We start from the raw sequence: 22198 nt of genomic DNA on the forward strand, positions 1-22198 counted from the left end.
CCCCGTCAGCCACGACGCTGACCTCTACAAGGAACGGAACACCGTCGAGCGGCTGATCAACAAGCTGAAGGCCTGGCGAGGCATAGCCACGCGCTACGACAAGACACCCGCCGGCTACCTCGCCGGCCTCCACCTTCGCGCCTCCATGATCTGGATCAAGGACCTCGCGCGGACCACCCTTTGATCACAACCGACTACGCGCCCCAGGGCGGGCGGCAGCGCGTGCTCATGCCGGAAGGCGGCGGCACGCGCGTGCGTGCCGCCGCCTTCCGTGGCCGTCTCAGGCCTGGACGAGCACGGTGCACCAGACCTCGTTGCCGTCACCGATGCCGCAGTCCGCGATCTCCCCGGTGCGGATCTTCGTCCAGACCCCCTTCGCCCGCCAGTGCCAGGTGCCGACCCGCGAGAACCGCTCGTGGTAGCCGTGGGAGGCGAACGTGAAGGCGTCGACGTCCTTGCCGGTGCCGTTGCCGCCCCGCGTTCCGTTGCCGAACGACTCCTGCCTGCACTTGGCGTGCTTGAACTCGCTCCCGGTGCCCCCGCCCCAGTTCCACACGTCGCAGTAGTGCGGGCCCTCGCCGAGACTCATCGTGTAGTGCATGGTCTCGCCGGTCCTGTTCTTCACCGCACCGCACAGGGAACCCACGCAGCCGTCCGCGGCGGCGGTCGTCGCCCCCGCGACGACCGCTCCGGAGGCCATGAAGGCGGTGGCGACGGCGGCGACGGCGGCCCGGTTGAACCGGGACATCATCTTGCGCATGACAAATCCATTCTCTTGTTGCGTCGGCTCGGTCATGTCTGACGCGACTGCCGGCAGGGCAGGAGGGACGCCGGCTCACGGAGAGGCTCCACGAGCCGGCGTCGGGGTTCACCACGGCATGCGGTGCTTGCCGTCATCCGCCTGCCGGCACGTGAGTTGAGGATCTACGGTGAACCTTGCGGAAACCTTGTGACGGCTGTCGGCGTGAGGCGCGATGAACCTGCACCTGAACCTGCTCGGACCCTTGGAACTGCGCGTCGCGGGGCGCGTGGTCGACGTGGGCGAGCCGCGCCGTCGAGCGGTCCTCGCGGCCCTGGCGGCCGACACGGGCCGGCCGGTACCCGTGAGCACGCTGCTGGACCGGGTCTGGGACACCTCCGCACCCGAGGGCGCCCGGTCCGTCCTCTACGCGCACATCAGCCGCCTGCGGCGGCTCTTCGACACCGAGCTGTCCCCGGCGGGCGACCAGGAGACGGGGACTCCCGCGGCGCCGCTCCGCATCGGGCGCTCGTCCGGTGGATACGTCCTGGAGGCCGACGAGCACACCGTCGACCTGCTCCGCTTCCGTTCCCTCGTCGTGCAGGGGCGCGCGCCGCACCTGTCCGACGCGAGCCGCGCCCAAGTCCTGGAGGAGGCGCTGCGACTGTGGCGCGGTGTGCCGCTGGCGGGACTGCCGGGGGCGTGGGCGGAGCGCACGCGGACCGCATGGACACAGGAGCGCGTGGAGACGGCGCTCACCTGGGCCCGTGCCCTGCTGAGGCTGGAGAGAGCCGAGGAAGTACCCGTCGTGCTCCGGCCCTTGCTGGCTGAGCACCCGCTGAGCGAGCCGCTCGCCGTCCTACTGGTGCGGAGTCTGGCCGCCGCCGGACGAACGACCGAGGCGGTGGACACGTACACCGGTGTACGTCGGCGGCTCGAGTCCGAACTGGGCGTGGCTCCCGGACGTGAACTGCGCGACGTCTACGAGGAGATAGCGCGCGACGCCGGACGGCCGGAGACACCGGGCGGGGGATCCGGCCCGCTCGCCGGCAGCGCACCGGCCCAAGCCGCTGTCCCCGTCCCCGCGCAACTCCCGATGAGTGTCAGCCACTTCAGCGGGAGGGAGGAGCAGCTGGCCGAGCTCACGCGGTGCCTCGTCGGCACGGGAGATGCGGAGGGCGGGTCGGCGGTGGTCGTCTCCGCCGTCTCCGGCATCGCCGGCGTCGGCAAGACCGCGCTGGCCGTGCGCTGGGCGCACCAGACGCGCGAGGCGTTCCCCGACGGACAGCTCTACGTCGACCTGCGCGGCTACGACCCGGACGAGCCGGTCTCCGCCGCCCGGGCCCTGGCCGGATTCCTCACCGCACTGGGCGTGCCGGGCCAGGAGATACCGCTGCGGCTCAGCGACCGTGCCGCGCGCTACCGCACAGCGGTCGACGGACGGCGGCTGCTCGTGCTCCTGGACAACGCCGCCTCCGCCGCGCAGGTACGCCCGCTGCTGCCGGGGAGTCCGACGTGCAAAGTGGTGATCACGAGCCGGGACTCGCTGTCGTCCCTGGTGTCACTGCACGGGGCGCACCGAGTGGTCCTCGACGTCCTCTCCCCGCAGGAGGCGTCGGCCTTGCTGCGGGCCCTGATCGGTCCGCGCGTCGATACGGACCGCGAGGCGGCCGCCGCCCTGGCCGAGCAGTGCGGCCGACTGCCCCTGGCCCTGCGGGTGGCGGCCGAGCTGGCGCTGTCACGCCCCCAGGACCCCCTGGACCGTCTGGTCGCGGAACTGTGCGACCGGCGGCGGCGGTTGGACCTCCTCGACGTCGGCGACGGAGATCCCCGGGCCGCCGTTCGGGCCGTCTTCTCCTGGTCCTACGACCGTCTCCCCGTGCCCGAGGCACGGCTGTTCAGACTGCTGGGCCTGCACCCGGGACCCGACGTCGACGTGCACGCGGCCGCCGCCCTGGCCGGTGAGACCGTGGAACGCACCCGGCGGTCCCTGGACGTCCTGTCCCGTGCGCACCTGGTGCACCGGAGCGGGCCCGGCCGCCACGGCATGCACGACCTGCTGCGCGCCTACGCCGCGCAGCTCGCCGTCCTGCACGACGAGGCCGCGGAGCGCGACGCCGCCCTGACCCGTCTGCTGGACCACAGCCTGGCGGCGTCGGCGGCGGCCATGAACGTGCTGTACCCCGCCGAACGGCATCTGCGCCCCGGCGTCGACGTGCCCGGGACCGGTCTGCCGCCGCTGCGTACGGCCGACGAGTGCCGGGCGTGGCTGCGCGCCGAGCAGCACACCTTGGTGGCCCTGTGCTCCCGGACGGAGGAGCCGGGGCCGTCCCGGCACACCGTGCGGATCGCCACCACGCTCCATCGCCACTACGAGCGCTCGGGCCACTTCGCCGACGCGCTGACCGTGCACACGCATGCCCTGCGGGCGGCCCGCGCGGTGGGGGACGTCCGCGGTGAAGTCGACGTCCTCGCCTGTGTCGGCGCGGTCCACCGGCGGCTCGGGGACTACGAGCACGCCCACCGGCAGCACGCGGACGCGCTGGCGCTGTGCCGCCGGGTCGGATACCCGGCCGGGGAGGCGCGGCACCTCACCAACGTGGGCGTACTCCACGAGCTGCGGGGCCGCTACCGGCAGGCCGCCGAGCACCACGAGAGAGCGGTCGAGCTGTTCCGCGCGGCCGGTGACGCCCACGGTGAGGCCGACGTACTCAACAACCTCGGGATCGTCCTGGAGTTGCTGGAGGACTACCAGGCATCGATCGAGCGGTACCAGCAGGCGTTGGCGCTGTACCGGCAGACGGGCCACACGTTCGGGGAGGCCAGCGCGCTCGGGAACCTGGGGATCGTACTGGCACGACTGGACGATCACGCGGCCGCTGCCGAGCGCTTCGAGCGGGCGCTCGCTCTCTTCCGGCGGCTCGGGCACACCGGGGGAGAGGCGCACGCGCTGTCCAACCTGGGAAACGCGCTGTCCCGCCAGGGCAGCCACGAGGGGGCCGCCGAGCACCAACGCCAGGCCCTCGTTCTCTTCCGCCGGACCGGGGAACCCTACGGGGAAGCGGGCGCGCTCAACGGCCTGGGCGAGGCCCTGCACGGGACCGGACGGCACGCCGAGGCCCTCGAAGCGCACGCGTCGGCGCTGGAGGTGGCCCTCGCGATCGGCGAACAGGAGGAGCAGGCACGGGCCCACACGGGCACCGCCCTCGTCCACCGGGCCAGCGGAGAGCGCGCGCAGGCCATCGACCACCTCCAGCAGGCGCTGTCCCTGTACACCGCGCTGGGCTCGCCCCGCGCGGAAGAGGCACGCAAGACCCTGCTCTCCATGACGGCCGGGTAGCCCCGGCATGGGACCGCCGGGTCAGTGCGAGCGTTTACGGCGCCACATGACCAGGCCCGCGAGGAGCGCGAGTACCGCGAGGACGATCGCAGCCGCCACGTAGTGGCCGGGAGTGGCCCAGGAGGGGCCCGGCCAGACGGACACCGCCACCCGGGCGGTGTCATTGGCGGTCGTGGTGTCATGGCTCGCCCGCCCGGCGTCGCCGTCGGAGACGGTGACGCGCCCACCGGAATGGTGGCCGGCGTCGTCGATCCGGAGGGTGAAGGGGAAGGTCGTCGTGGTCCCCACGGCGCCGGCTCTCGCCGTGCACCTGTACCGGTGTGCCCCCGGCTGCCTCTCGGACGCGGAGGCCAGGGGTGTGCCGTCGGGGGCGAGCGCGCGGCAGTCCTGGTCGATCACCTCCTCGTCCCGTTCGAACTCGTAGGGGGAGGACACGACGGTGGTGCCCCGCGGCACCGAGAACTCGACCCGCACCGTGGCGGGCAGGGCACCGGGACCGTCGTTGCGCACGCCGACGCGCACCTCGGCGAGGCTGCCGACCGGGCCCCTCGCGGTGCCGCCGACGGCGACCAGGTCGGCCTTGTTGCGCACCGGCACCGTCAGCTCCGTCGAGCTGTGGCCGGCCGACTCCCCACCCCGCGTGTCGCCGGGTACGAGGCGGAGTACGGAGCCGTCGCCGGCCCTGTACTGCGACGCCAACTCCTGCGGGGGTACGTAGTCGGTCCCGAGGGCGGCGGCCCGGAACGAGACGCCGGGATACGTGGCGTCACGGTCGGCCTCGAGCACTTCCCGCGCGCCGAGACGGTACGACGCGCCCGGGGCGATGACGACATCGGCGGCCGGCAGCCGGCACCACGACGAAGTTCCGTTCCGGTATCGGCAGTTGCTGTGTCTCTCGGCCGGTGCGAAACCCTCCCGCGTGTCCATGAACAGCGACACTCCACGGGCGGGCATGTCACCGGTGTTGCGTATCGTCAGTGACACGGCGAGCCTGCCACCCGGTTCGACGATGGGGCGGTCGGGCCGGGCGTCGACCACCAGCTCCGGCCTGCCGATCACGATGCGGGAGCTTCCCGTGACGGTCGGCAGGCCGGGCGAGGTCACCTTGTACCGCAGCACCGCCGAGTCACCGGGCCGGGTGCCTCGCGCGGGACTCAGGCGGAAGTACTGACGGTTCTCGCCTCCTGCCGCGTCTCCCTGCCGCCCCTCGCAGCGGAAGACCGGCAGGTGGACGGGACAGATGTCCAACGCCGGTCTGATGACGGCGATGCCCTTCAGATCGCGGGCGTCGAAGGTGACCGTGACCCGCGGAGCCCGCCTCTCCTCGACGCGCAGGTCGGTGGTGGTGTGCGGAGCGCGTGAGACGTAGACGACGGGCGGTGCGACAAGCTCGGGACGGGAGGAGGACGCGCAGCCGACGAGGCCCGTCAGCGCCGTGACCACGAGGAGGATGGCGCCAACGGCCGTACGGATCAGCCTGGTCGAGGTGACGGCTTGCCTGTGTTCCACCCTCATACGGCACTTGACTCCCTCACGCTACGGGGACGGCGCGAACCGGGTGAAGTATTCCAGTGCCGTGATGGCGTCGACGGCCTCGCGGCGCGACCTGGTCGAGCGCGGCGGCCCCCTCTGGTGGTCTTCTACAGCGGCCGGCGGCGGTGACCGCAGGGCGGCGACGGCGGCGGTCACGCCTTCTGGGACCGTCGACGCACGCCGACTGGAGACCGCCCGCACGCGCCCTCAGGGCGCACGTCCGTACCGCCGAGAGGGAGGGAGCGATGGCCGTCCTGCGAGAGCCTGCGGGAGATCGCCCCGGCCGTCGCCCGTACGGCCGGGCCGTAGCCGGCGTCCGGGAAGGAGCCGAGTCATGATCGGAAGGGCGGTCCCCTCAACCCGCCTCTTCCTGCTCCCCCTCATGCGCCTCGTGCACGCCGTCCAGGTCGTCGGCGTAGTACTCGATCGCCCGCCGATACTCCCGCACCCGGCGGTCGTCGCTGGTGGCGGTCAGCGTCTTCAGCAGCAGTCGTACCGCCTCCCGGGCATCGCCGTCGCTGTACAGCGCCATGGCGAGGAAGGCATGCAGAGCCGGATCGTCGGGGAACTCCTCGAGCCCACCCCGCAGAATCCGCACGGCCGCCCCGTAGGAGCCCAGGATCCGGTGGGTGCTCCCCAGCCCGAGGAAAGCCCCGTGACGATCGTCCGGTGACAGTCCCGTACCGCCCAGTGCCCGCTCGTAGAACGGAACGGCCTCGGTCTCCAGACCCAGGGAATCGTGTACCCAGGCCGTCTGGTAGGCGACCTCGGCGTCCTCCGGATACCGCTCGGCCAGCTCCACCAGTCGTTCCCGGGCCTGCCCGGGGTGGCCCTGCTCCCGCAGCCGCACCGCCCGCGCCAGCGCCGCGTCCCTCTCGCGATCATCGCTCATGGCGCCCACGCTGACACAACACACCCAGCCGGCGCAGCGAAGCGGAATTTCATCCGCTCCCCGTACATGGCAGTACGCCGACGCAGGCTGGGCACTCGCACCACCCACCCACACCCGAAGGAGCGATCATGCGGTACCGAAAGCTGGGCAGCTCGGACCTGGAGGTCTCGGAGATCTCGCTGGGGTCCTGGCTCACCTACTCCGGCGGAGTGGAGGCGGACGCGACCCGCGCCTGCACCGAAGCGGCCTTCGAGGCCGGCATCAACTTCTTCGACACCGCCAACGTCTACGGGCGAGGCGCCGCCGAGACGGCGTGGGGCGAGATCCTCTCCACCCGTCCGCGGGACTCGTACGTCCTGGCCACCAAGGTCTGGGGCCGGATGTCCGACGACCCGGCCGACCAGGGCCTGTCCCCGGCGCAGATCGCCAAGCAGATCGACGCCTCCCTCACCCGCCTGAAGACCGACCACGTCGACCTCTACCAGGCCCACCGCTTCGACCCGTCCGTGCCCGTCGAGGACACGATCGAGGCGTTCCAGAAGGTCGTCCAGCAGGGCAAGGCCCGCTATCTGGGCTTCAGCGAGTGGACTCCGGAGCAGATCCGGACGGCGATCGACATCGCCGGTCCCGAGCTGTTCGTCTCCTCCCAGCCGCAGTACTCCATGCTGTGGCAGGCCCCCGAGGCCGAGGTCTTCCCCCTGTCGGCCGCCAACGGCATCTCGCAGATCGTGTGGTCCCCGCTGGCCCAGGGCGTGCTGACCGGCAAATACAAGCCGGGGCACCCGGCACCGCAGGGCAGCCGGTTCGCCAGCGACACCATGGCCGTCTCCAAGGATCTCGTCTACAGCGATGCCACCCTGGAAGCGGTCCAGCGCCTCGCCCCGATCGCCGAGCAGGCCGGGACGAGCCTGCCCACCCTGGCCTTGGCCTGGGTGCTGCGCCGCGGCGAAGTGGCCTCCGCCATCACCGGCGCCTCCCGCCCCGAGCAGGTGCACGCCAACGCCGCCGCCTCCGGCGTGGAGCTGTCCGACGACCTGCTGGCCGCCATCGACCAGGCCCTCGGCGACGCCCCCGTCACCGACCCCGTCCTCGCCCCGGGCGCCGAAGCGGGGATCAAACGCCGGTGAGGGGCGACTGACCGGGCGGGTCGTCGGAGCCGAGCTCCACACGGCTCCAGCCAACCGCCTCGGTACGCTTGGGCCATGCCCGAGCTGAAGCGACTGCATGCCGGCCACGCATCCGCGGTCCTGGCCTTCGAGTTGGCGAATCGCTCCTACTTCGCCGGCTCGATCTCCGACCGCGGGGACGACTACTTCGCCCAGTTCACCGACAGGTACGAGGACTTGCTGGCCGAACAGGAAGCCGGCATCTGCGCCTTCCACGTGCTCGTCGCCGAAGACGGCTCGGTGCTCGGCAGGTTCAACCTGGTCGACATCGAGGACCGCGGCGCGGAACTCGGCTACCGGGTGGCGCAGCATGCGACCGGCCGCGGCGTGGCGACCGAGGCCGTCCGTGAACTGTGCCGACTGGCGGCGGACCAGTACGGCCTGCACACACTGCGGGCGGCCACCGCCGATCAGAATGTCGCGTCCCGGAGGTGCTGACGAAGGCCGGGTTCGTCCCCGTCGGCCCGGCCGGCCCTGCCCATCTCGGCGGCAAGTCGGGCACCTGGTTCCAGCGCGACCTGCTGCTTCAACCGGACGGCGTGGCGTAACCGGTGGACCGCCCGCGGTCCCATACCACCGGCCCCTAGGGCGACTTGCTCGACGCGTCGGAGCGCGTTCGCCGCAGTTGGGCTCACCCACTCTCGCCCAGCCTCACATACGGGATCTCAGCACATCGACCTCGCAGCCCGGCGCGGACGGGTCGAAGCCGTGCTCGGACAGCCAGCGCACCGTCAGCAGGCTCCGCAACGACCACCATGCGCGGATCACGTCAAGGTCGACATCGGTGCCGTAGCCGGCTACGACGTCGCCGAGCCGCTCCTCGTGCCCGAGCGTCAAGATGGCGAGGTCGTACAGGGCATCGCCCTGGCCCGCCTCGGACCAGTCGATGATGCCCGTGACCTCGTCGCCGTCGACGAACACGTGACTGACCTGCAGGTCGCCGTGCGTGAACGCGGAAGTCCACGGCCGGAACGCGGCTTCGGCGACCTCGCGGTTGCGGGCGACCAGGTCGGCGGGCAGGACGCCGTTCGTCACGAGCCACTCGCACTCGCCGTCGAGGTCCGCCGCCAAATCGTCCAGGTTCTGGCCGGCCCGGCCGGTCCAGGACGGCAACTCAGCGGCGTGCAACTTCCGCACGGCAGCACCCGCCGCGGCCCACGCCGCCGAAGACGCGGTCGACGGCTCGCCGAGCCGGCCGAGTGCGGTCCCCGGGACGGCGGCGATCGCGAGCACGGGCGGCTTGCGCCACAGAATTTTCGGGGTGGGGACCGGCGCCAGGGGCATGGCCTCCACCTCGACGTCGATGCGCGCCTGGTCGGCGTCCACCTTGAGAAAAACGTCGCCGACGCGCAGGGTCGCGCGCTCGGAATGGGCGACGACGACCTCGACCTCATCCATGACGACCAGTATCCAGTGACCGTGTGGACTTCCGGTCCGCTCAGGAGTGCCGGTGGTGGACCTTGTTGGCGATGCGCCAGGTGTCGTCGGTGCGGACCAGCAGGAAGACGTCGGTGAAGGGGTCCGCGCCGTGCGCGAGAGTCATGGTCGCGGTCGCGACGGTGCCGTGGACGTCGTGCGTCTGACAGGGCTTGTCCCCGCGGCGGGGTTGAGAGGGGGGCTGCCGGGGGGCCGCCTCGTTGGACGCCTTTCACGTTTCTCGCTGCGGGTACGGGCGTGTTCCCGGCGCTGGTCGGTCAGAACGTCGGGGAGTATCTGTGTCGACTGGGCGCGATCAGCGTGACCGTCTCACGGCCGTGGCTACTGAAACCGAGGTGGGGGAGCGGCTGCGCCGGCGCGGCTGGCGGACGGAATGCACGGTCGCTGAAATGGTGAACGCGTGGGCCCTTCTGGTGAGCGCCATCGAACGCGGCTACGGCGACGACATCCACGAGTACACCAACGACCTCTACTGCCGGAACTGGCTGCACGAGGCGTGGATCCTGCTGGACGATCACATCGTTCAGCTCTGGACCCCCCGGATCAAGGCTCTCGACGACCGCTACAAGGCCGCGACCATCGACGACGACGGCCAAGCACTCGACCAGTTCCACGGGCTGCCCGGTCCCGATCTGTGGTGGTGGCGGCGACACCCCGCCATTCTGACCGGAGACCCGGGGCGATCACTCCGTTCGGCCGGTGCCGTTGCCACCTGCGACGATGCAGGTCGGACCTGAGCCGCGGGGCGAGCCGGCGGTGCTTCTACGGTCATCGCTGTGGCCGGAGACACCGGCCCGGCGATGAAAGGCACGGCTATGGCCTGGTCGATCGCGGACGTGGCCCGGATGTCCGGGGTGACGTCCCGGACGCTGCGGCACTACGATGACCGAGCCACCGGCAGCTGGAGGGCTGCAGACCTCCAACTCGGGCGTACGAGCTGGCATGATGGCGTCGTGACCACATACCGAAAGGCCTATGCCGCGTAAACGGCCTGGCGCCCTGCGCGGCGAACAGAGTCGTCCTCCCACCAGCGAGGGCTTGCCACCGGATCGGATCCACGGCCTCTCTGGCCGCACGACTCTGGCGATATATCGAGTGGAGTGTCACTCGGGCGACTACTACCTCTTCCCCGGTGCCACCGACCAAGCCCTTCGGCGATACCGCGCCTTTCTGGCACCACCGGGGCGTCGCCCCCGCTATCCGCAGGGCGCGGACTGTTCATGTCGCGGGTGTTCCCTCGATGACGTGAGGCACGCCCGCGACGTGCTGGAGGATGTCCTGCAACGGTTGCCGTCTCGGTAGTAGGGATGCAACTCCGACGATATCGAGCCAGGGTAAGACTGCGCTCACCTGGCACGCGCCAAGTTGTTCGCAGGCGGCAGCAGTCTTCCCCGGCTCCCTACTGACCTTTTGATCGGGCCTGCCACCTATCGGCGGTCCTGGCCGCCGACGTTGGTGGGCAGGTGGCCCTCATGCTCGTTCATGGCGATCTCGGGGTGGTGCAGGTCGAACGCCGGGGATTCGCTGCGGATCCGCGGCAGGGTGAGGAAGTTGTGCCGGGGCGGCGGGCAGGAGGTCGCCCACTCCAGCGAACGGCCGTAGCCCCACGGGTCGTCGACGCCCACCGGCTTGCCGTAGCGGGCGGTCTTCCACACGTTGTAGAGGAAGGGGAGCATCGACAGGCCGAGGAGGAAGGAGCTGATGCTGGAGATGGTGTTCAGCGTAGTGAAACCGTCGGCCGCCAGGTAGTCGGCGTAGCGGCGGGGCATGCCTTCGGCGCCGAGCCAGTGCTGGACCAGGAAGGTGCCGTGGAAGCCGACGAACAGCGTCCAGAAGGTGATCTTGCCGAGTCGTTCGTCCAGCAGCTTGCCGGTCATCTTCGGCCACCAGAAGTGGAAGCCCGCGAACATCGCGAAGACCACCGTGCCGAAGACCACGTAGTGGAAGTGGGCGACGACGAAGTACGAGTCCGAGACGTGGAAGTCCATGGGGGGTGAAGCCAGGATCACGCCGGTCAGCCCGCCGAACAGGAACGTGACCAGGAAGCCTGCCGCCCACAGCATGGGTGTCTCGAAGGACAGTGAGCCCTTCCACATGGTGCCGATCCAGTTGAAGAACTTCACGCCGGTGGGTACGGCGATGAGGAACGTCATGAAGGAGAAGAAGGGCAGCAGTACGCCGCCGGTGACGTACATGTGGTGCGCCCACACCGTCACGGACAGGCCGGCGATGGAGATGGTCGCGGCGATCAGGCCCATGTAGCCGAACATCGGCTTGCGGGAGAAGACCGGGATGATCTCGCTGATGATGCCGAAGAACGGCAGGGCGATGATGTAGACCTCTGGATGGCCGAAGAACCAGAAGAGGTGTTGCCACAGCAACGGGCCGCCGTTGGCCGCGTCGAAGACGTGTGCGCCGAACTTTCGGTCCGCCTCCAGGGCGAACAGCGCGGCGGCCAGGACCGGGAAGGCCAGCAGGACCAGAACCGCGGTCAGCAGCACGTTCCACACGAAGATCGGCATGCGGAACATGGTCATGCCGGGGGCGCGCATGCAGATGATGGTGGTGATGAAGTTGACCGCGCCGAGGATGGTGCCGAAGCCGGAGAAGGCCAGACCCATGATCCACATGTCGGAGCCGAAGCCCGGCGAGCGGACCGCGTCGGAGAGCGGTGAGTAGGCGAACCAGCCGAAGTCGGCCGCGCCCTGCGGGGTGAGGAAGCCGCCCACCGCGACGAGCGAGCCGAACAGGTAGAGCCAGTAGGCGAACATGTTCAGCCGGGGAAAGGCGACGTCGGGGGCGCCGATCTGCAGCGGCATGATCCAGTTGGTGAAGCCGGCGAAGAGCGGGGTGGCGAACATCAGCAGCATGATCGTGCCGTGCATCGTGAACAACTGGTTGTACTGCTCGTTCGAGACGATCTGCAGGCCGGGGCGAGCGAGCTCGGCGCGGATCAGCAGCGCCATCACGCCGCCGACCAGGAAGAAGATGAACGACGTCGTCAGATACAGCGTGCCGATCGTCTTGTGGTCGGTGGTCGTCAGCCACTTCACCACGACGCCACCGGGCTGCTTGCGCCGGACGGGCTGTTCGTTGGCGTAGGTGTCCTCGGCTGCCGCGGCACCCTGGGGGTCGTTGAGGATGCTCACAAGTCGTCCGTCTCCCGAAGTGATCGTGGTCCCGCTCGCGCCGTCGCGTCGGTCATCCGCCATCCTCGCGGTGTGAGAGCCGGATGGGGGGCGCCAAGTAGTGCGGGCACGGCCGATCGCATGACGGATGCACTCGGATGGAGCAGCGTCGGCGTGTCACGGACGGGAGACAGGGGCCGGGCGTGCAGGGCAGCGGACCGGGGCCCAGACCGCGGGGCCCGTCGCGCTCAGCGCGCACGGCGGACGAGCGGCCGCCGGAGTGGGCCCAGGTGGACACCTCTGGATATGCGGGAGTCCAGGTCGGGCCCTGCGAACCACGAGGGTCGCAGGGCCCGACGGAGGCGGGCAGGTCAGCGCAGGCCGGCGAAGAGGTCGTTCTCCGGCACAGGCGCGTCAGTGGTGTCCCGGACGCGTACGAAGGTCTCGACACCCATCAACTCGGTGAACCTCTTCTGGCCCATCTTGAGGAAGAAGATGTTCTCGCCCTGGCTGGCGTGCGCGGCCAGCGCGTCGTACTTCTGGCCGCCGAACGCGCTGGTGTCCACCCAGGTGGTGATCTCCTCGTCGGGCAGTCCGATCTCAGCCATCGTGGCGGCCTCGTCGGGGTCCGGCTCCTCCCAGTCCCCACCGAACTCGCGCATGACTTCGCCGAAGCGCTGCATCATCGAGCGGGGCGCCGTCGTCCAGTACACCTTGGGTGCCTGCTCGGTCATGGCCAGGGCCGCCATGGTGATGCGGTTCGCCTGGATGTGGTCGGGGTGGCCGTAGAAGCCGTTCTCGTCATAGGTGACGACCACATCGGGCTGGTAACGGCGCAGAAGCTCCGCAAGCCGGGCCGCGCCCTCCTCCACGGGGGTACGCCAGAAGGATCCGGGGGCGTCGTTGGTCGTCCAGCCCATCATCCCGGAGTCGGCGTAGTCCAGCGTCTCCAGGTGGCTGATCTTCAGGATGTCGCAGCTCGCCTCAAGTTCCCGGCGTCGCATCTCGGCCACGGCCACCGGATCGTGCCCGGGCTCACCCGGCTTCACGCCCCCGGGACCGTCACCGCAACCGCCGTCGGTACAGGTCACGAGCACCGTGCGGATGCCCTCCGCCGCATACCGGGCGAGAACACCTCCCGTTCCGGTGGCCTCGTCGTCGGGGTGGGCGTGCACCGCCATGAGCGTAAGAGGTCGGTCGCTGGTGGTCATGGAACAGTCCTCCTGTGGGAAAAGGTCTCGGTCCGAGTCTGCGGCAGACGCGGCCAGGACCGTCTGGATATCTGGTGCCGGGCGCACGGTGGAGCCGAGGGCAGGATCCCGTCGGACCGGACGACCTCTGCCCCCTCTGATCCGCTCCCGTGCGGCGCCGGTCCCTCGGGTGGTGCAACAGCGCTGGCCCGACCGCCTGTTCCCGCGCTCTCCGAAACTCTCCCAGAGCCCGGGTACGGTCTGGCTGGTTCCGCGAGAAGCACGGTGGCGCGCGGGGGCGGATCGGCGTCGCGCCGCCCCGGGGAGCGCCCGCCGGCTGACGTACTGTTCTCGCGACCAGTGTGCGAACAAAGGGGTGGGGATGCCTGAGTTCGAGGCCGAGTTGGTGCGTGCGCTGCCGGGCACCTTACGGGAGCACTCGGTCCGGCGGGGAGGCAAGACGGCCTACCGTGACGCGCGTCGGGCCGTCACCTACCGGGAGTTGGAGGAGCGCACCGCCCGGCTGGCCGGGCATCTCGCTCGGCTCGGGGTACGGCGCGGGGATCGCGTCGCCGTCCACCTCGGCAATCGGGTGGAGGTGGTCGAGGCGTGTCTGGGTGTCCTCCGGGCCGCGGCCGTCGGAGTGATGCTCAACACCGGTGCTTCCGAGACGGAGTTGGCCCACTTCCTCGACGACAGCGGTGCGAGCGTCGTCATCACGGAGGTCGAGCTGCTGCCGCTGGTTTTCCCGTTGCTGTCCGCGCGGCCCGGGACGCGCGTGGTCGCCGTCGGCCAAGGCGCGGCGGCGCAGGACGTGCTCGACTTCGAGGATCTGACCGGCACGGATTTTGGGTGTCCGCCTCGCGATGATCTCGGCCTCGACGATCCGGCCTGGATCCTCTACACCTCGGGCACCACGGGAGAGAGCAAGGGTGTCGTCTCGACACAGCGGTCGGCTCTGTGGTCGGTGGCAGCGGCCTATGTGCCGGCGTACGGGCTGAGCGAGCGGGACCAACTGCTCTGGCCGCTGCCGATGTTCCACTGCTACGCCCACTCGCTCTGCCTGCTCGGGGTGGTCTCGGTCGGCGCCGGCGCCTATCTGCTGGAGCGGGGTGGGAACGTCGCCGAGGCGCTCGGCGCAGGGCTCGCCGAGGAGCCGTTCACCATGGTGGCGGGGGTGCCCGCCACGTACCGTCTGCTGCTGGACTCGCTGCGGCGTACGCCGGCCGCCGTGCCCTTCTCCCTGCGGGTGTGCGTCACGGCGGGCGCGCCGTGCTCCGGTGGGCTGAAGGCCGAGATCGGCCAGGTACTCGGCGTTCCGCTGCTCGACGGCTACGGCTCGACCGAGACCTGCGGGAAGATCGCCGTGGACCGTCTGGACCGCCTCGGCCCTCTCGACCGGCTCGGCGGCCCCGGCGGGCTCCGCGACGAGGATTCCAGCGGCTATCCGCTGGAAGGGCTCACCGTCCAGCTGGCCGACCCGCACACCGGCGCCGACGTCGCCGACGGGGACGAGGGGGAGATCTGGGTCCGGGGTCCCGGCCTGATGATCGGCTACCACAACCGCCCCGAGGCCACGGCCGAGGTGCTCACCGACGGCTGGTACCGCACCGGGGACCTCGGCCGGTTCCTGCCGCACGGCTCCCTGCGCGTCACCGGCCGGGTCAAGGAGCTGATCATCCGGGGCGGTCAGAACGTCAACCCGTCGGAGGTGGAGCAGGCGTTGCTCGTCTGCCCCGGCGTCACGGACGCGGCCGTGGTCGGCCGAGCGCACGACGTCCTGGGCGAGGTGCCGGTCGCCCTGGTGGTTCCCGGACCCGACGGCCTCGACACGGCGCGGGCGCTCGAGATCTGCCGGGAGCGGCTGTCCGGGTTCAAGGTGCCGGACGAGATCTACGCGACCGGGTCCGTCCCCCGCACCCCGTCCGGGAAGATCATCCGGGCGGCGCTCGTCGCGCAGTTGGACCAGCGGCTCGCGGGGGAGCGGCACACCGCCTCGGCCGAGCTCCGCGCACGGCTCGCAGCGGTGCCCGACGCCGTCCTCGACCTGGTGCTCGAACAGACGGCGCGCACGGCCGGCACGCCCGCGCGGAGCATCGATCCCGACCAGCCGTTCACCGCGCTCGGACTCACCTCGCTCGGCGGTGTGCTGCTGCGCGACCGGCTGGGCACCGAGACCGGGCTCGACCTGCCCGCGACACTCGTGTTCGACCACCCCACGCCCGCCGCCGTGGCACGACTCGTGCACAGGGCGCTGCGCGGGACACACGACACCGGGGCGGCTGCCACCTCCGGCGGCGCAGCCGGCGCCGAGCCCGGTGAGCCGATCGCCGTCGTCTCCATGGCCTGCCGCTATCCAGGCGGCGTGGAGTCCCCGGAGGACCTGTGGCGGCTCCTCGCGGACGGCACCGACGCGACCTCCGACTTCCCCTCGGACCGCGGCTGGGACGAGGACGTGCTCTACGACCCAGATCCCGACCGGCTGGGCACCTCCGTCACCCGCAGGGGCGGCTTCCTGCACCGGGCCGCCGAGTTCGACGCCGCGTTCTTCGGCATGTCGCCCCGTGAGGCACTGGCCACCGACCCTCAGCAGCGACTGCTCCTGGAGACCGGCTGGGAACTGCTGGAGCGTGCGGGCCTCGACCCGTCCGGGCTGCGCGACAGCGACACCGGTGTGTTCGTCGGGGTCATGCACAGCGACTACGCGGGGCGTCTGCTCCATCAGGCCGGGCACGAGCTGGAGTCCCATCTCGCCCTCGGATCGGCGGGCAGCGTGGCCTCCGGCCGGATCGCGTACACCCTGGGCCTGCGCGGACCGGCCGTCACCGTGGACACGGCGTGCTCGTCGTCGCTGGTGGCGATCCACTCGGCCGCGCGGGCCCTGCGCGACGGTGAATGCTCGCTGACCCTCGCCGGAGGGGTGACCGTGATGGCCTCACCCGCGCCCTTCCTCGCGTTCAGCCGACTGCGCGCCCTCGCCCCGGACGGCCGCTGCAAGCCGTTCGCCGCGGCGGCGGACGGCACCGCCTGGGGCGAGGGCGTCGGCCTGGTACTGCTGGAGCGCCTGTCCGACGCGCGCCGCAACGGCCACCCTGTGCTGGCCGTGCTGCGCGGCTCGGCCGTCAACTCAGACGGTGCCTCCAACGGCCTGACCGCACCCAACGGCCCCGCGCAACAACGGGTGATCAGGGCGGCACTCGCCGACGCCGGGCTCTCGCCCGCGGATGTCGACGCCGTCGAGGCACACGGCACCGGCACCGCGCTCGGCGACCCGATCGAGGCCCAGGCGCTGCTCGCCGCATACAGCCCTGGCCGGCCCGCCGAACGCCCTCTGTGGCTGGGCTCGTTGAAGTCCAACCTCGGTCACACCCAGGCCGCTGCCGGAGTCGGCGGCGTCATCAAGACGGTCCTGGCCATGCGGCACGGCATCCTCCCGCGCACCTTGCACGCGGACGAACCGTCTCCCCGGGTGGACTGGTCGTCCGGTGCCGTACGGCTGCTGACCGGACCGGAGGAATGGCGGCGGCAGGCCGGGCGGCCCCGCAGGGCCGCCGTGTCGGCGTTCGGGATAGGTGGGACCAACGCGCATGTGATCCTGGAGGAGCCCGGGCCGACGACCGTCACCGCCCAGGCGCCCCACCGCCGGACGGCCACGCCCCCGCTGTTGCTCTCCGGGGCGAGCCAGGCCGCGCTGCGGGCCCAGGCCGAACGGGTTGCCACCGTTCTGCGTGAGCGTCCCGAACTCGGCCCACTGGACGTGGCGTTCACCCAGGCCACCGCGCGCGCCGCGCTCGCTCACCGGGCCGCGCTCGATGCCGGCCACCGAGCCGGCCTGCTGAATGCCCTGGACGCCCTCGCCACTTCGGCCGAGCCACACACCACTGCCTCCGCCGGTCGGCTCACGCTGTTGTTCACCGGTCAAGGGGTACAACACGCGGGCATGGGAAGTGAGTTGTACGAGGCCTTTCCCGTGTTCGCCGCCGCCTTCGACGCCCTGTGCGAGCGCTTCGACACCCATCTGGAGCGCCCGCTGCGCTCGGTGATGTGGGATGCGGACGCGGGAGGGCTGCTGGACCGAACCGACTTCGCCCAAGCTGCTCTGTTCGTCTTCGAAGTGGCGGTGTTCCGGCTGCTGGAGTCCTGGGGTGTGCGGCCGGACTTCCTGGCCGGGCACTCCGTCGGCGAACTGGCAGCGGCCCACGCGGCGGGGGTCCTGTCCGAGCAGGACGCCGTGCAACTTGTGTCGGCTCGCGGTCGGTTGATGCGAGAGCTGCCCGACGGCGGGGCCATGGTCGCGCTGGACGCCACCGAGGCGGAGGTCGCAGCCGGACTCACCGACGGGGTCGCGATCGCGGCCGTGAACGGCCCGCACGCGGTCGTCGTCTCTGGCGCAGAAGAGCCTGTCCTCGCCCTCGCGGCCGAGTTCGCCGCGCGCGGGCGCCGTACCAGCCGGCTGCGGGTCAGCCACGCATTCCACTCCGCACTGATGGAGCCGATGCTCGACGAATTCGCTCGAACAGCACATCAGTTGACGTATCGCGAGCCTCGTGTCCCGGTGCTCTCGGGACTGACCGGCCGCCCGGCTGCCGCCGACGAGCTGCGCTCCGCCCACTACTGGGTACGGCACGCCCGGGAAGCCGTGCGCTTCGGGGACTGCGTGCGGTGGCTGGCGGACGAGGGCCGGGCGACCGCCTTCGTCGAGATCGGCCCGGACGCACAGCTCACGGCCCAGACCATCACTGCTCTCGACGGCTCGGGCGGCGGGCTGCTGTGCACGCCCGTCGCCCGTCGCGCCGCCATCGAGCCCGAGCCGCAGACGCTGTACTCCGCGCTGGGCCGGGTGCACGCCCACGGTCTGCCGGTGGACTGGCGACGGGTCTACGCGGACAGCGGTGCCCGCCACGTCGACCTGCCTACCTACCCCTTCCAGCGGCAGCGCTACTGGCTGGACGGCACCACCAGCAGCGCCACCGACGCCGCCGGGGCCGAGGCAGGGGGCGGGACCAGAGCCGTCGCAGGTCATCCGGTGCTCACCCACACGACCACAGTGCCGGGCACGAACCGCCTGCTGTGCGGCGGACTGCTGTCCGGTGCGGCCCAGCCGTGGCTGCGCGACCATGCCGTCGCCGGACAGACGCTCCTGCCCGGCGCCGCGTTCGCGGACCTGGTGCTCCACGCAGGCGACGCCTGCGGTCTCGACGTACTGGAGGAGCTCGTCCACCTGGCGCCGCTGCCGCTGCCCGCCACGGACCGGGACCGGATTCAGGTACAGGTGGCCTTGGGAGAACCGGACGGCACCGGCCGCCGCACCGCCGACGTGTACAGCCGGCCCGAGGACGGCGGCGCACTCGGCGCCTGGACCCACCACGCCGGCGGGCGGCTCGGCCCCGCCACCGAGACCAGGGACCCCGCGGTGGCCGTCTCGGCCGGGTCGACCATGTCGGGTGCGTGGCCGCCGCCGGATGCCAGTGCCGTGAGTCTCACCGGTGCCTACGAGCGACTGGCCGCGGCCGGCTATGCGTACGGACCGGCGTTCCAAGGGGTCAAGGCCCTGTGGCAGCGCGGCGAGGAACTGTTCGCCGAGATCGGCCCTGCAGCGGGGGAGCAGGCCCGACGCCACGCCGTCCACCCGGCGCTGCTCGACGCGGCCCTGCACGCCAGGCTGCTCACCGGCCCGCCCGCCGGCCAGGCCCGCATGCCGTTCGCCTGGCAAGGAATGACGCTGTACGCGACCGGAGCCACGCGGCTGCGCGCACGCATCAGGACAACCGGCCCGGACACCGTCCGCGTGGACCTCACCACCACCTCCGGAGCGCCGGTCGCCGTCGTGGAATCCCTGGTCACGCGCCCCGTCCCGCGGCCGGACGCGGTGCCGGTCAGAGACCTGCACCGGCTGAGCTGGGCGAACCTGCCGGTCCCGGATGACGGAGCACGCCTGTCGGTGGCGGACCCGGACGACCTGGGCCTGGCCATGGTGCTCTCGCAGGAGGGCACGGTGGCCGAGGGCGAATCCGATGCTGCCGTGGTCTCCCTGTCCGCCACCACCGCGGGCGGCGCCGACCCTGCCGCGGCCGCGTACGCGCTCGCGCTGCGGGCCCTGGACCTGGCGCGGACGCGTCTCGCGGGTCCCGGACGGCTGGTCGTGGTGACACGCGGTGCTGCCGACGAGGCACCGGACCTGCCCGCCGCCACGGTCTGGGGACTGTTGCGGGCCGCGCAGGCGGAGTACCCCGGGCGCCTCACGCTCGTGGACGTGGACGGCGGGCCCGAGTCGCTGCGCCTCGTGCCCGCCGCCGTCGCCACCGGCGAGCCACAACTGTCCATCCGCGGAGGCCGGTTCGGCGTCCCACGGCTGACGGCCACCGAACCGGCCGCAGTGGGGATGTCGACCGCAGCAGGTTCTCCGTTCGGCCAGGGCACCGTCCTGGTCACCGGCGGTACCGGATCCCTCGGCGCACACCTGGCCCGGCACCTGGTCGCCCGGCACGGGGTGCGGCGTCTGCTGCTCGTCAGCAGGCGTGGGCCGGAGGCGCCCGGTGCCCGAGCCCTGCAGACCGAGCTGGAGCGGGCCGGCGCACAGGTGGACCTGGTCGCCTGCGATGTCACCGAGCGCACCCAACTCGAAGAGCCTCTGACAAAGTTCGGAAGCGACATCACCGCCGTCGTGCACACGGCCGGCGTTCTGGACGACGGCGTGCTGGAGGCACTGACGCCCGAACGACTGGCCACCGTCTGGAGGCCGAAGGCCGACGCCGCCTGGCATCTGCACGAGCTGACGAAGGACCTGCCCCTGACGCATTTCGTCATGTTCTCCTCCGCGGCCGGCCTGCTGGGCAACCCGGGCCAGGCCAACTACGCTGCCGCGAACTCCTTCCTGGACGCCCTCGCCGGGCACCGCGCCGCGCTCGGGCTGCCCGCCGTGTCGCTGCTCTGGGGACCGTGGGCCGACACGGACGGCATGGCGGCCCGCACCGGCCGGGTCCACGGCGGCGCGGTACGCCCCGTTGCCCCCGGCCGGGCCCTGGCACTCTTCGACGCGGCGCTGGCCGGCGCAGACCCGGTCCTGGCACCACTGCCACTCGACCGCACACCTGGAGCACTCGTCGCCGGGACACCCTTGCCACCTCCGTTGCGCGGGTTGCTGCGTCCGGCACGGCCGACAGCCTCCTCCGATCAGGCTGAGGACGGGGTCGGCGAGGGAGGCGAAGGCGCCTGGCGCGACCGGCTCACGGGTCTGCCCCCGGTCGAGCGGACGGCGGCGCTCGAGGACCTGATCCGCGCCGAGGCCGCCGCGGTGCTCGGGCACACCGACCCGAGCGCCGTCGACCGCGACTTCCCCGAACTCGGTCTCGACTCGCTGATGAGCGTGCTGCTGCGCAACCGGCTGAGCCTGCTGACCGGCGTGCCGCTGGCGGCCACCGTCGTCTACGACAGGCCGAACGTACGTGACCTCGCCGCTCACCTGCACGCGGAGCTGAGCGCTGCCCTGCCCGAATGTCCGCCGGACGGGCCGGGCACGGACGGGTCGTGGGCCGGCGTGCCGGAGTCGGATGTGCCGGAGGCCGACGTGTCGAAGGCGGACGCGCCCGACCGGCCCCCCACGTCCGCGCCCGCTCCCATGCCCGCGCCCGCTCCCATGCCCACGCCCGCTCCCATGCCCACGCCCGCCCTGACGCCCATGCGAGCCCCGCGCGCGGCGAACGGCCCACGCGCCGGGCACACCCTGCCGGCCCTTTACCGCAAGGTCTGCGAGACCGGCGACGTGGTCTCGGCCATGCACCTGCTGGTGACCGCGTCCCTCGGTGCGCCGTCCTTCGACAGTGACGACGCCGACCGCCACGAGCTGTCGCCGCTGCGCCCGGCGACCGGAGCGGGCGGCCCCGCACTCGTCTGCGTCCCGGGCTTCGCCCCCGGGATGGGCAGGCCCTGGCACGCGGGGCTCGCCGCCTGTTTCGACGGCGACCGGGACGTCTACGAGCTACGGCACCCCGGCGTCGACGACGGGGACGCCGTTGCGAGGGACCTGCACACGCTGGCCGGGCTGCACGCGGCCACGGTGCGGCGTCACCTCGGCGGCCGCCCGTACGTCGTCGTGGGCCACTCCATGGGCGGTACGGCGGCGCACGCGGTCACCGAACGGCTGGCGGCCGACGGCGATCCGCCCGCCGGACTCGTTCTGGTGGACTCGTACCACGTCACACCGGACCGGGAGGCGGAACCCTGGCTGCTGGCCCTGCCCGCACGGGTGCCGCTGGCCATGGGAGAGCGCTTCGACGACGCGGTGGACGACCTCACGCTGCTGTCGATGGGCGCGTACACCCGGATGATCCGTACCTGGGAGCCACAGCCGACCGGAGTGCCCACCCTCCTCGTCCGGGCCACACACCCGTTGCCGGGCATGCCGCAGCGGTGGCGGTCAGCCTGGCCGGGCACCCACGACACGGTGGACGTCCCAGGGAGCCATCTGAGCATCCTCGAGGAAGACGCACGCTCGACGGCCGCGGCGGTACGCGACTGGATCGCAACACTCGACGTGCGCCGGTAGGACTCGATGACCTGGTCGCGGGTCTCGTCCGCAGTCGCCCACAGATCGCTGCCGTCATGGTCCTGCCACCGAGGCAGCGGTTCCGGGGACGGCAGGTCGAAGACCTCGCCGAAGTACCTGGCCTCGACGCTGGCCACGTGTTTGACCGGGCTGCTCGCGGCCTCAAGATCCCGTACGTGGACCGCAAGACCGGCAGACGTGGCCGCCCCACGCCTGTGGGGGCAGGTA

The 22198-nt window shown here is 71.6% G+C and carries 10 protein-coding genes and 5 pseudogenes; 7 read left to right on the forward strand and 8 right to left on the reverse strand.

Going from position 1 to position 22198, the window contains the following annotated elements; all coding sequences use genetic code 11:
- Position 1: 1 nt before the first annotated feature.
- Positions 2 to 184, forward strand: a pseudogene (locus PV343_RS40475) (IS5/IS1182 family transposase); the annotation flags it as partial.
- A 96-nt stretch (positions 185 to 280) separates the two neighbouring features.
- Here the strand turns inward: PV343_RS40475 and PV343_RS30920 are convergent.
- Complete coding sequence (locus tag PV343_RS30920) at positions 281 to 760, reverse strand: hypothetical protein (RefSeq protein ID WP_319150346.1); 480 nt, start codon at positions 758 to 760, stop codon at positions 281 to 283.
- A gap of 214 nt (positions 761 to 974) precedes the next feature.
- Here PV343_RS30920 and PV343_RS30925 point away from each other — a divergent pair, with 214 nt between their 5' ends.
- Positions 975 to 4079, forward strand: coding sequence for an AfsR/SARP family transcriptional regulator (locus tag PV343_RS30925; RefSeq protein ID WP_319150347.1), 3105 nt, complete (start codon positions 975 to 977; stop codon positions 4077 to 4079).
- Positions 4080 to 4100: 21 nt separating this feature from the next.
- Here the strand turns inward: PV343_RS30925 and PV343_RS30930 are convergent, their stop codons facing one another.
- Both PV343_RS30930 and PV343_RS30935 read right to left on the reverse strand, forming a co-directional pair.
- Complete coding sequence (locus tag PV343_RS30930) at positions 4101 to 5588, reverse strand: hypothetical protein (RefSeq protein ID WP_319150348.1); 1488 nt, start codon at positions 5586 to 5588, stop codon at positions 4101 to 4103.
- A gap of 379 nt (positions 5589 to 5967) precedes the next feature.
- On the reverse strand, positions 5968 to 6504 hold the full coding sequence (locus tag PV343_RS30935) for a tetratricopeptide repeat protein (protein ID WP_319150349.1): 537 nt from the start codon (positions 6502 to 6504) through the stop codon (positions 5968 to 5970).
- Positions 6505 to 6632: 128 nt separating this feature from the next.
- On the opposite strand from PV343_RS30935, the gene PV343_RS30940 reads away from it, so the two are divergent.
- Together PV343_RS30940 and PV343_RS30945 are read left to right on the forward strand one after the other, a co-directional pair.
- Positions 6633 to 7631 carry an aldo/keto reductase family protein gene (locus tag PV343_RS30940; protein WP_319150350.1) on the forward strand — a complete coding sequence of 333 codons (999 nt, stop codon included), beginning with the start codon at positions 6633 to 6635 and terminating at the stop codon, positions 7629 to 7631.
- Between the two features lie 75 nt (positions 7632 to 7706).
- Positions 7707 to 8218, forward strand: a pseudogene (locus PV343_RS30945) (GNAT family N-acetyltransferase).
- Positions 8219 to 8321: 103 nt separating this feature from the next.
- Here PV343_RS30945 and PV343_RS30950 read toward each other — a convergent pair.
- Complete coding sequence (locus PV343_RS30950) at positions 8322 to 9068, reverse strand: aminoglycoside phosphotransferase family protein (protein ID WP_319150351.1); 747 nt, start codon at positions 9066 to 9068, stop codon at positions 8322 to 8324.
- Positions 9069 to 9108: 40 nt separating this feature from the next.
- Positions 9109 to 9285 (reverse strand): annotated as a pseudogene (locus tag PV343_RS30955) (nuclear transport factor 2 family protein); the annotation flags it as partial.
- Between the two features lie 100 nt (positions 9286 to 9385).
- Here PV343_RS30955 and PV343_RS30960 point away from each other — a divergent pair.
- A complete protein-coding gene (locus tag PV343_RS30960; protein ID WP_319150352.1) occupies positions 9386 to 9844 on the forward strand; it encodes a hypothetical protein in 459 nt (152 codons plus the stop codon).
- A gap of 78 nt (positions 9845 to 9922) precedes the next feature.
- Positions 9923 to 9994 (forward strand): annotated as a pseudogene (locus PV343_RS30965) (MerR family DNA-binding transcriptional regulator); the annotation flags it as partial.
- Between the two features lie 540 nt (positions 9995 to 10534).
- On the opposite strand, the gene ctaD reads toward PV343_RS30965, so the two are convergent.
- Together ctaD and PV343_RS30975 are read right to left on the reverse strand one after the other, a co-directional pair.
- The gene (ctaD, locus tag PV343_RS30970) at positions 10535 to 12256 is read right to left on the reverse strand and encodes a cytochrome c oxidase subunit I (RefSeq protein WP_401701997.1); all 1722 of its coding nucleotides are present in this window, start codon (positions 12254 to 12256) and stop codon (positions 10535 to 10537) included.
- 350 nt (positions 12257 to 12606) lie between these two features.
- On the reverse strand, positions 12607 to 13416 hold the full coding sequence (locus PV343_RS30975) for a PIG-L family deacetylase (RefSeq protein ID WP_319150368.1): 810 nt from the start codon (positions 13414 to 13416) through the stop codon (positions 12607 to 12609).
- Between the two features lie 391 nt (positions 13417 to 13807).
- Here PV343_RS30975 and PV343_RS30980 point away from each other — a divergent pair, with 391 nt between their 5' ends.
- Entirely contained in the window at positions 13808 to 21970 is an 8163-nt protein-coding gene (locus PV343_RS30980; RefSeq protein WP_319150353.1) for an alpha/beta fold hydrolase, read from the forward strand.
- Here the strand turns inward: PV343_RS30980 and PV343_RS30985 are convergent.
- A pseudogene (locus tag PV343_RS30985) lies at positions 21958 to 22116 on the reverse strand (DUF664 domain-containing protein); the annotation flags it as partial. The gene PV343_RS30980 and the pseudogene PV343_RS30985 sit on opposite strands and share 13 nt — an antisense overlap.
- Positions 22117 to 22198 lie beyond the last annotated feature (82 nt).

Origin of the sequence: Streptomyces sp. WI03-4A (assembly GCF_033792105.1) — a bacterium.
GTDB classification, from domain to species: Bacteria; Actinomycetota; Actinomycetes; order Streptomycetales; family Streptomycetaceae; genus Streptomyces; species Streptomyces collinus_A.

Coding starts and splice junctions, on each gene's coding strand:
- PV343_RS30920 (WP_319150346.1), bottom strand. CDS start 760: ATGCGCAAGATGATGTCCCGGTTCAACCGGGCCGCCGTCGCCGCCGTC.
- PV343_RS30925 (WP_319150347.1), top strand. CDS start 975: ATGAACCTGCACCTGAACCTGCTCGGACCCTTGGAACTGCGCGTCGCG.
- PV343_RS30935 (WP_319150349.1), bottom strand. CDS start 6,504: ATGAGCGATGATCGCGAGAGGGACGCGGCGCTGGCGCGGGCGGTGCGG.
- PV343_RS30940 (WP_319150350.1), top strand. CDS start 6,633: ATGCGGTACCGAAAGCTGGGCAGCTCGGACCTGGAGGTCTCGGAGATC.
- PV343_RS30950 (WP_319150351.1), bottom strand. CDS start 9,068: ATGGATGAGGTCGAGGTCGTCGTCGCCCATTCCGAGCGCGCGACCCTG.
- PV343_RS30975 (WP_319150368.1), bottom strand. CDS start 13,416: ATGGCGGTGCACGCCCACCCCGACGACGAGGCCACCGGAACGGGAGGT.
- PV343_RS30980 (WP_319150353.1), top strand. CDS start 13,808: ATGCCTGAGTTCGAGGCCGAGTTGGTGCGTGCGCTGCCGGGCACCTTA.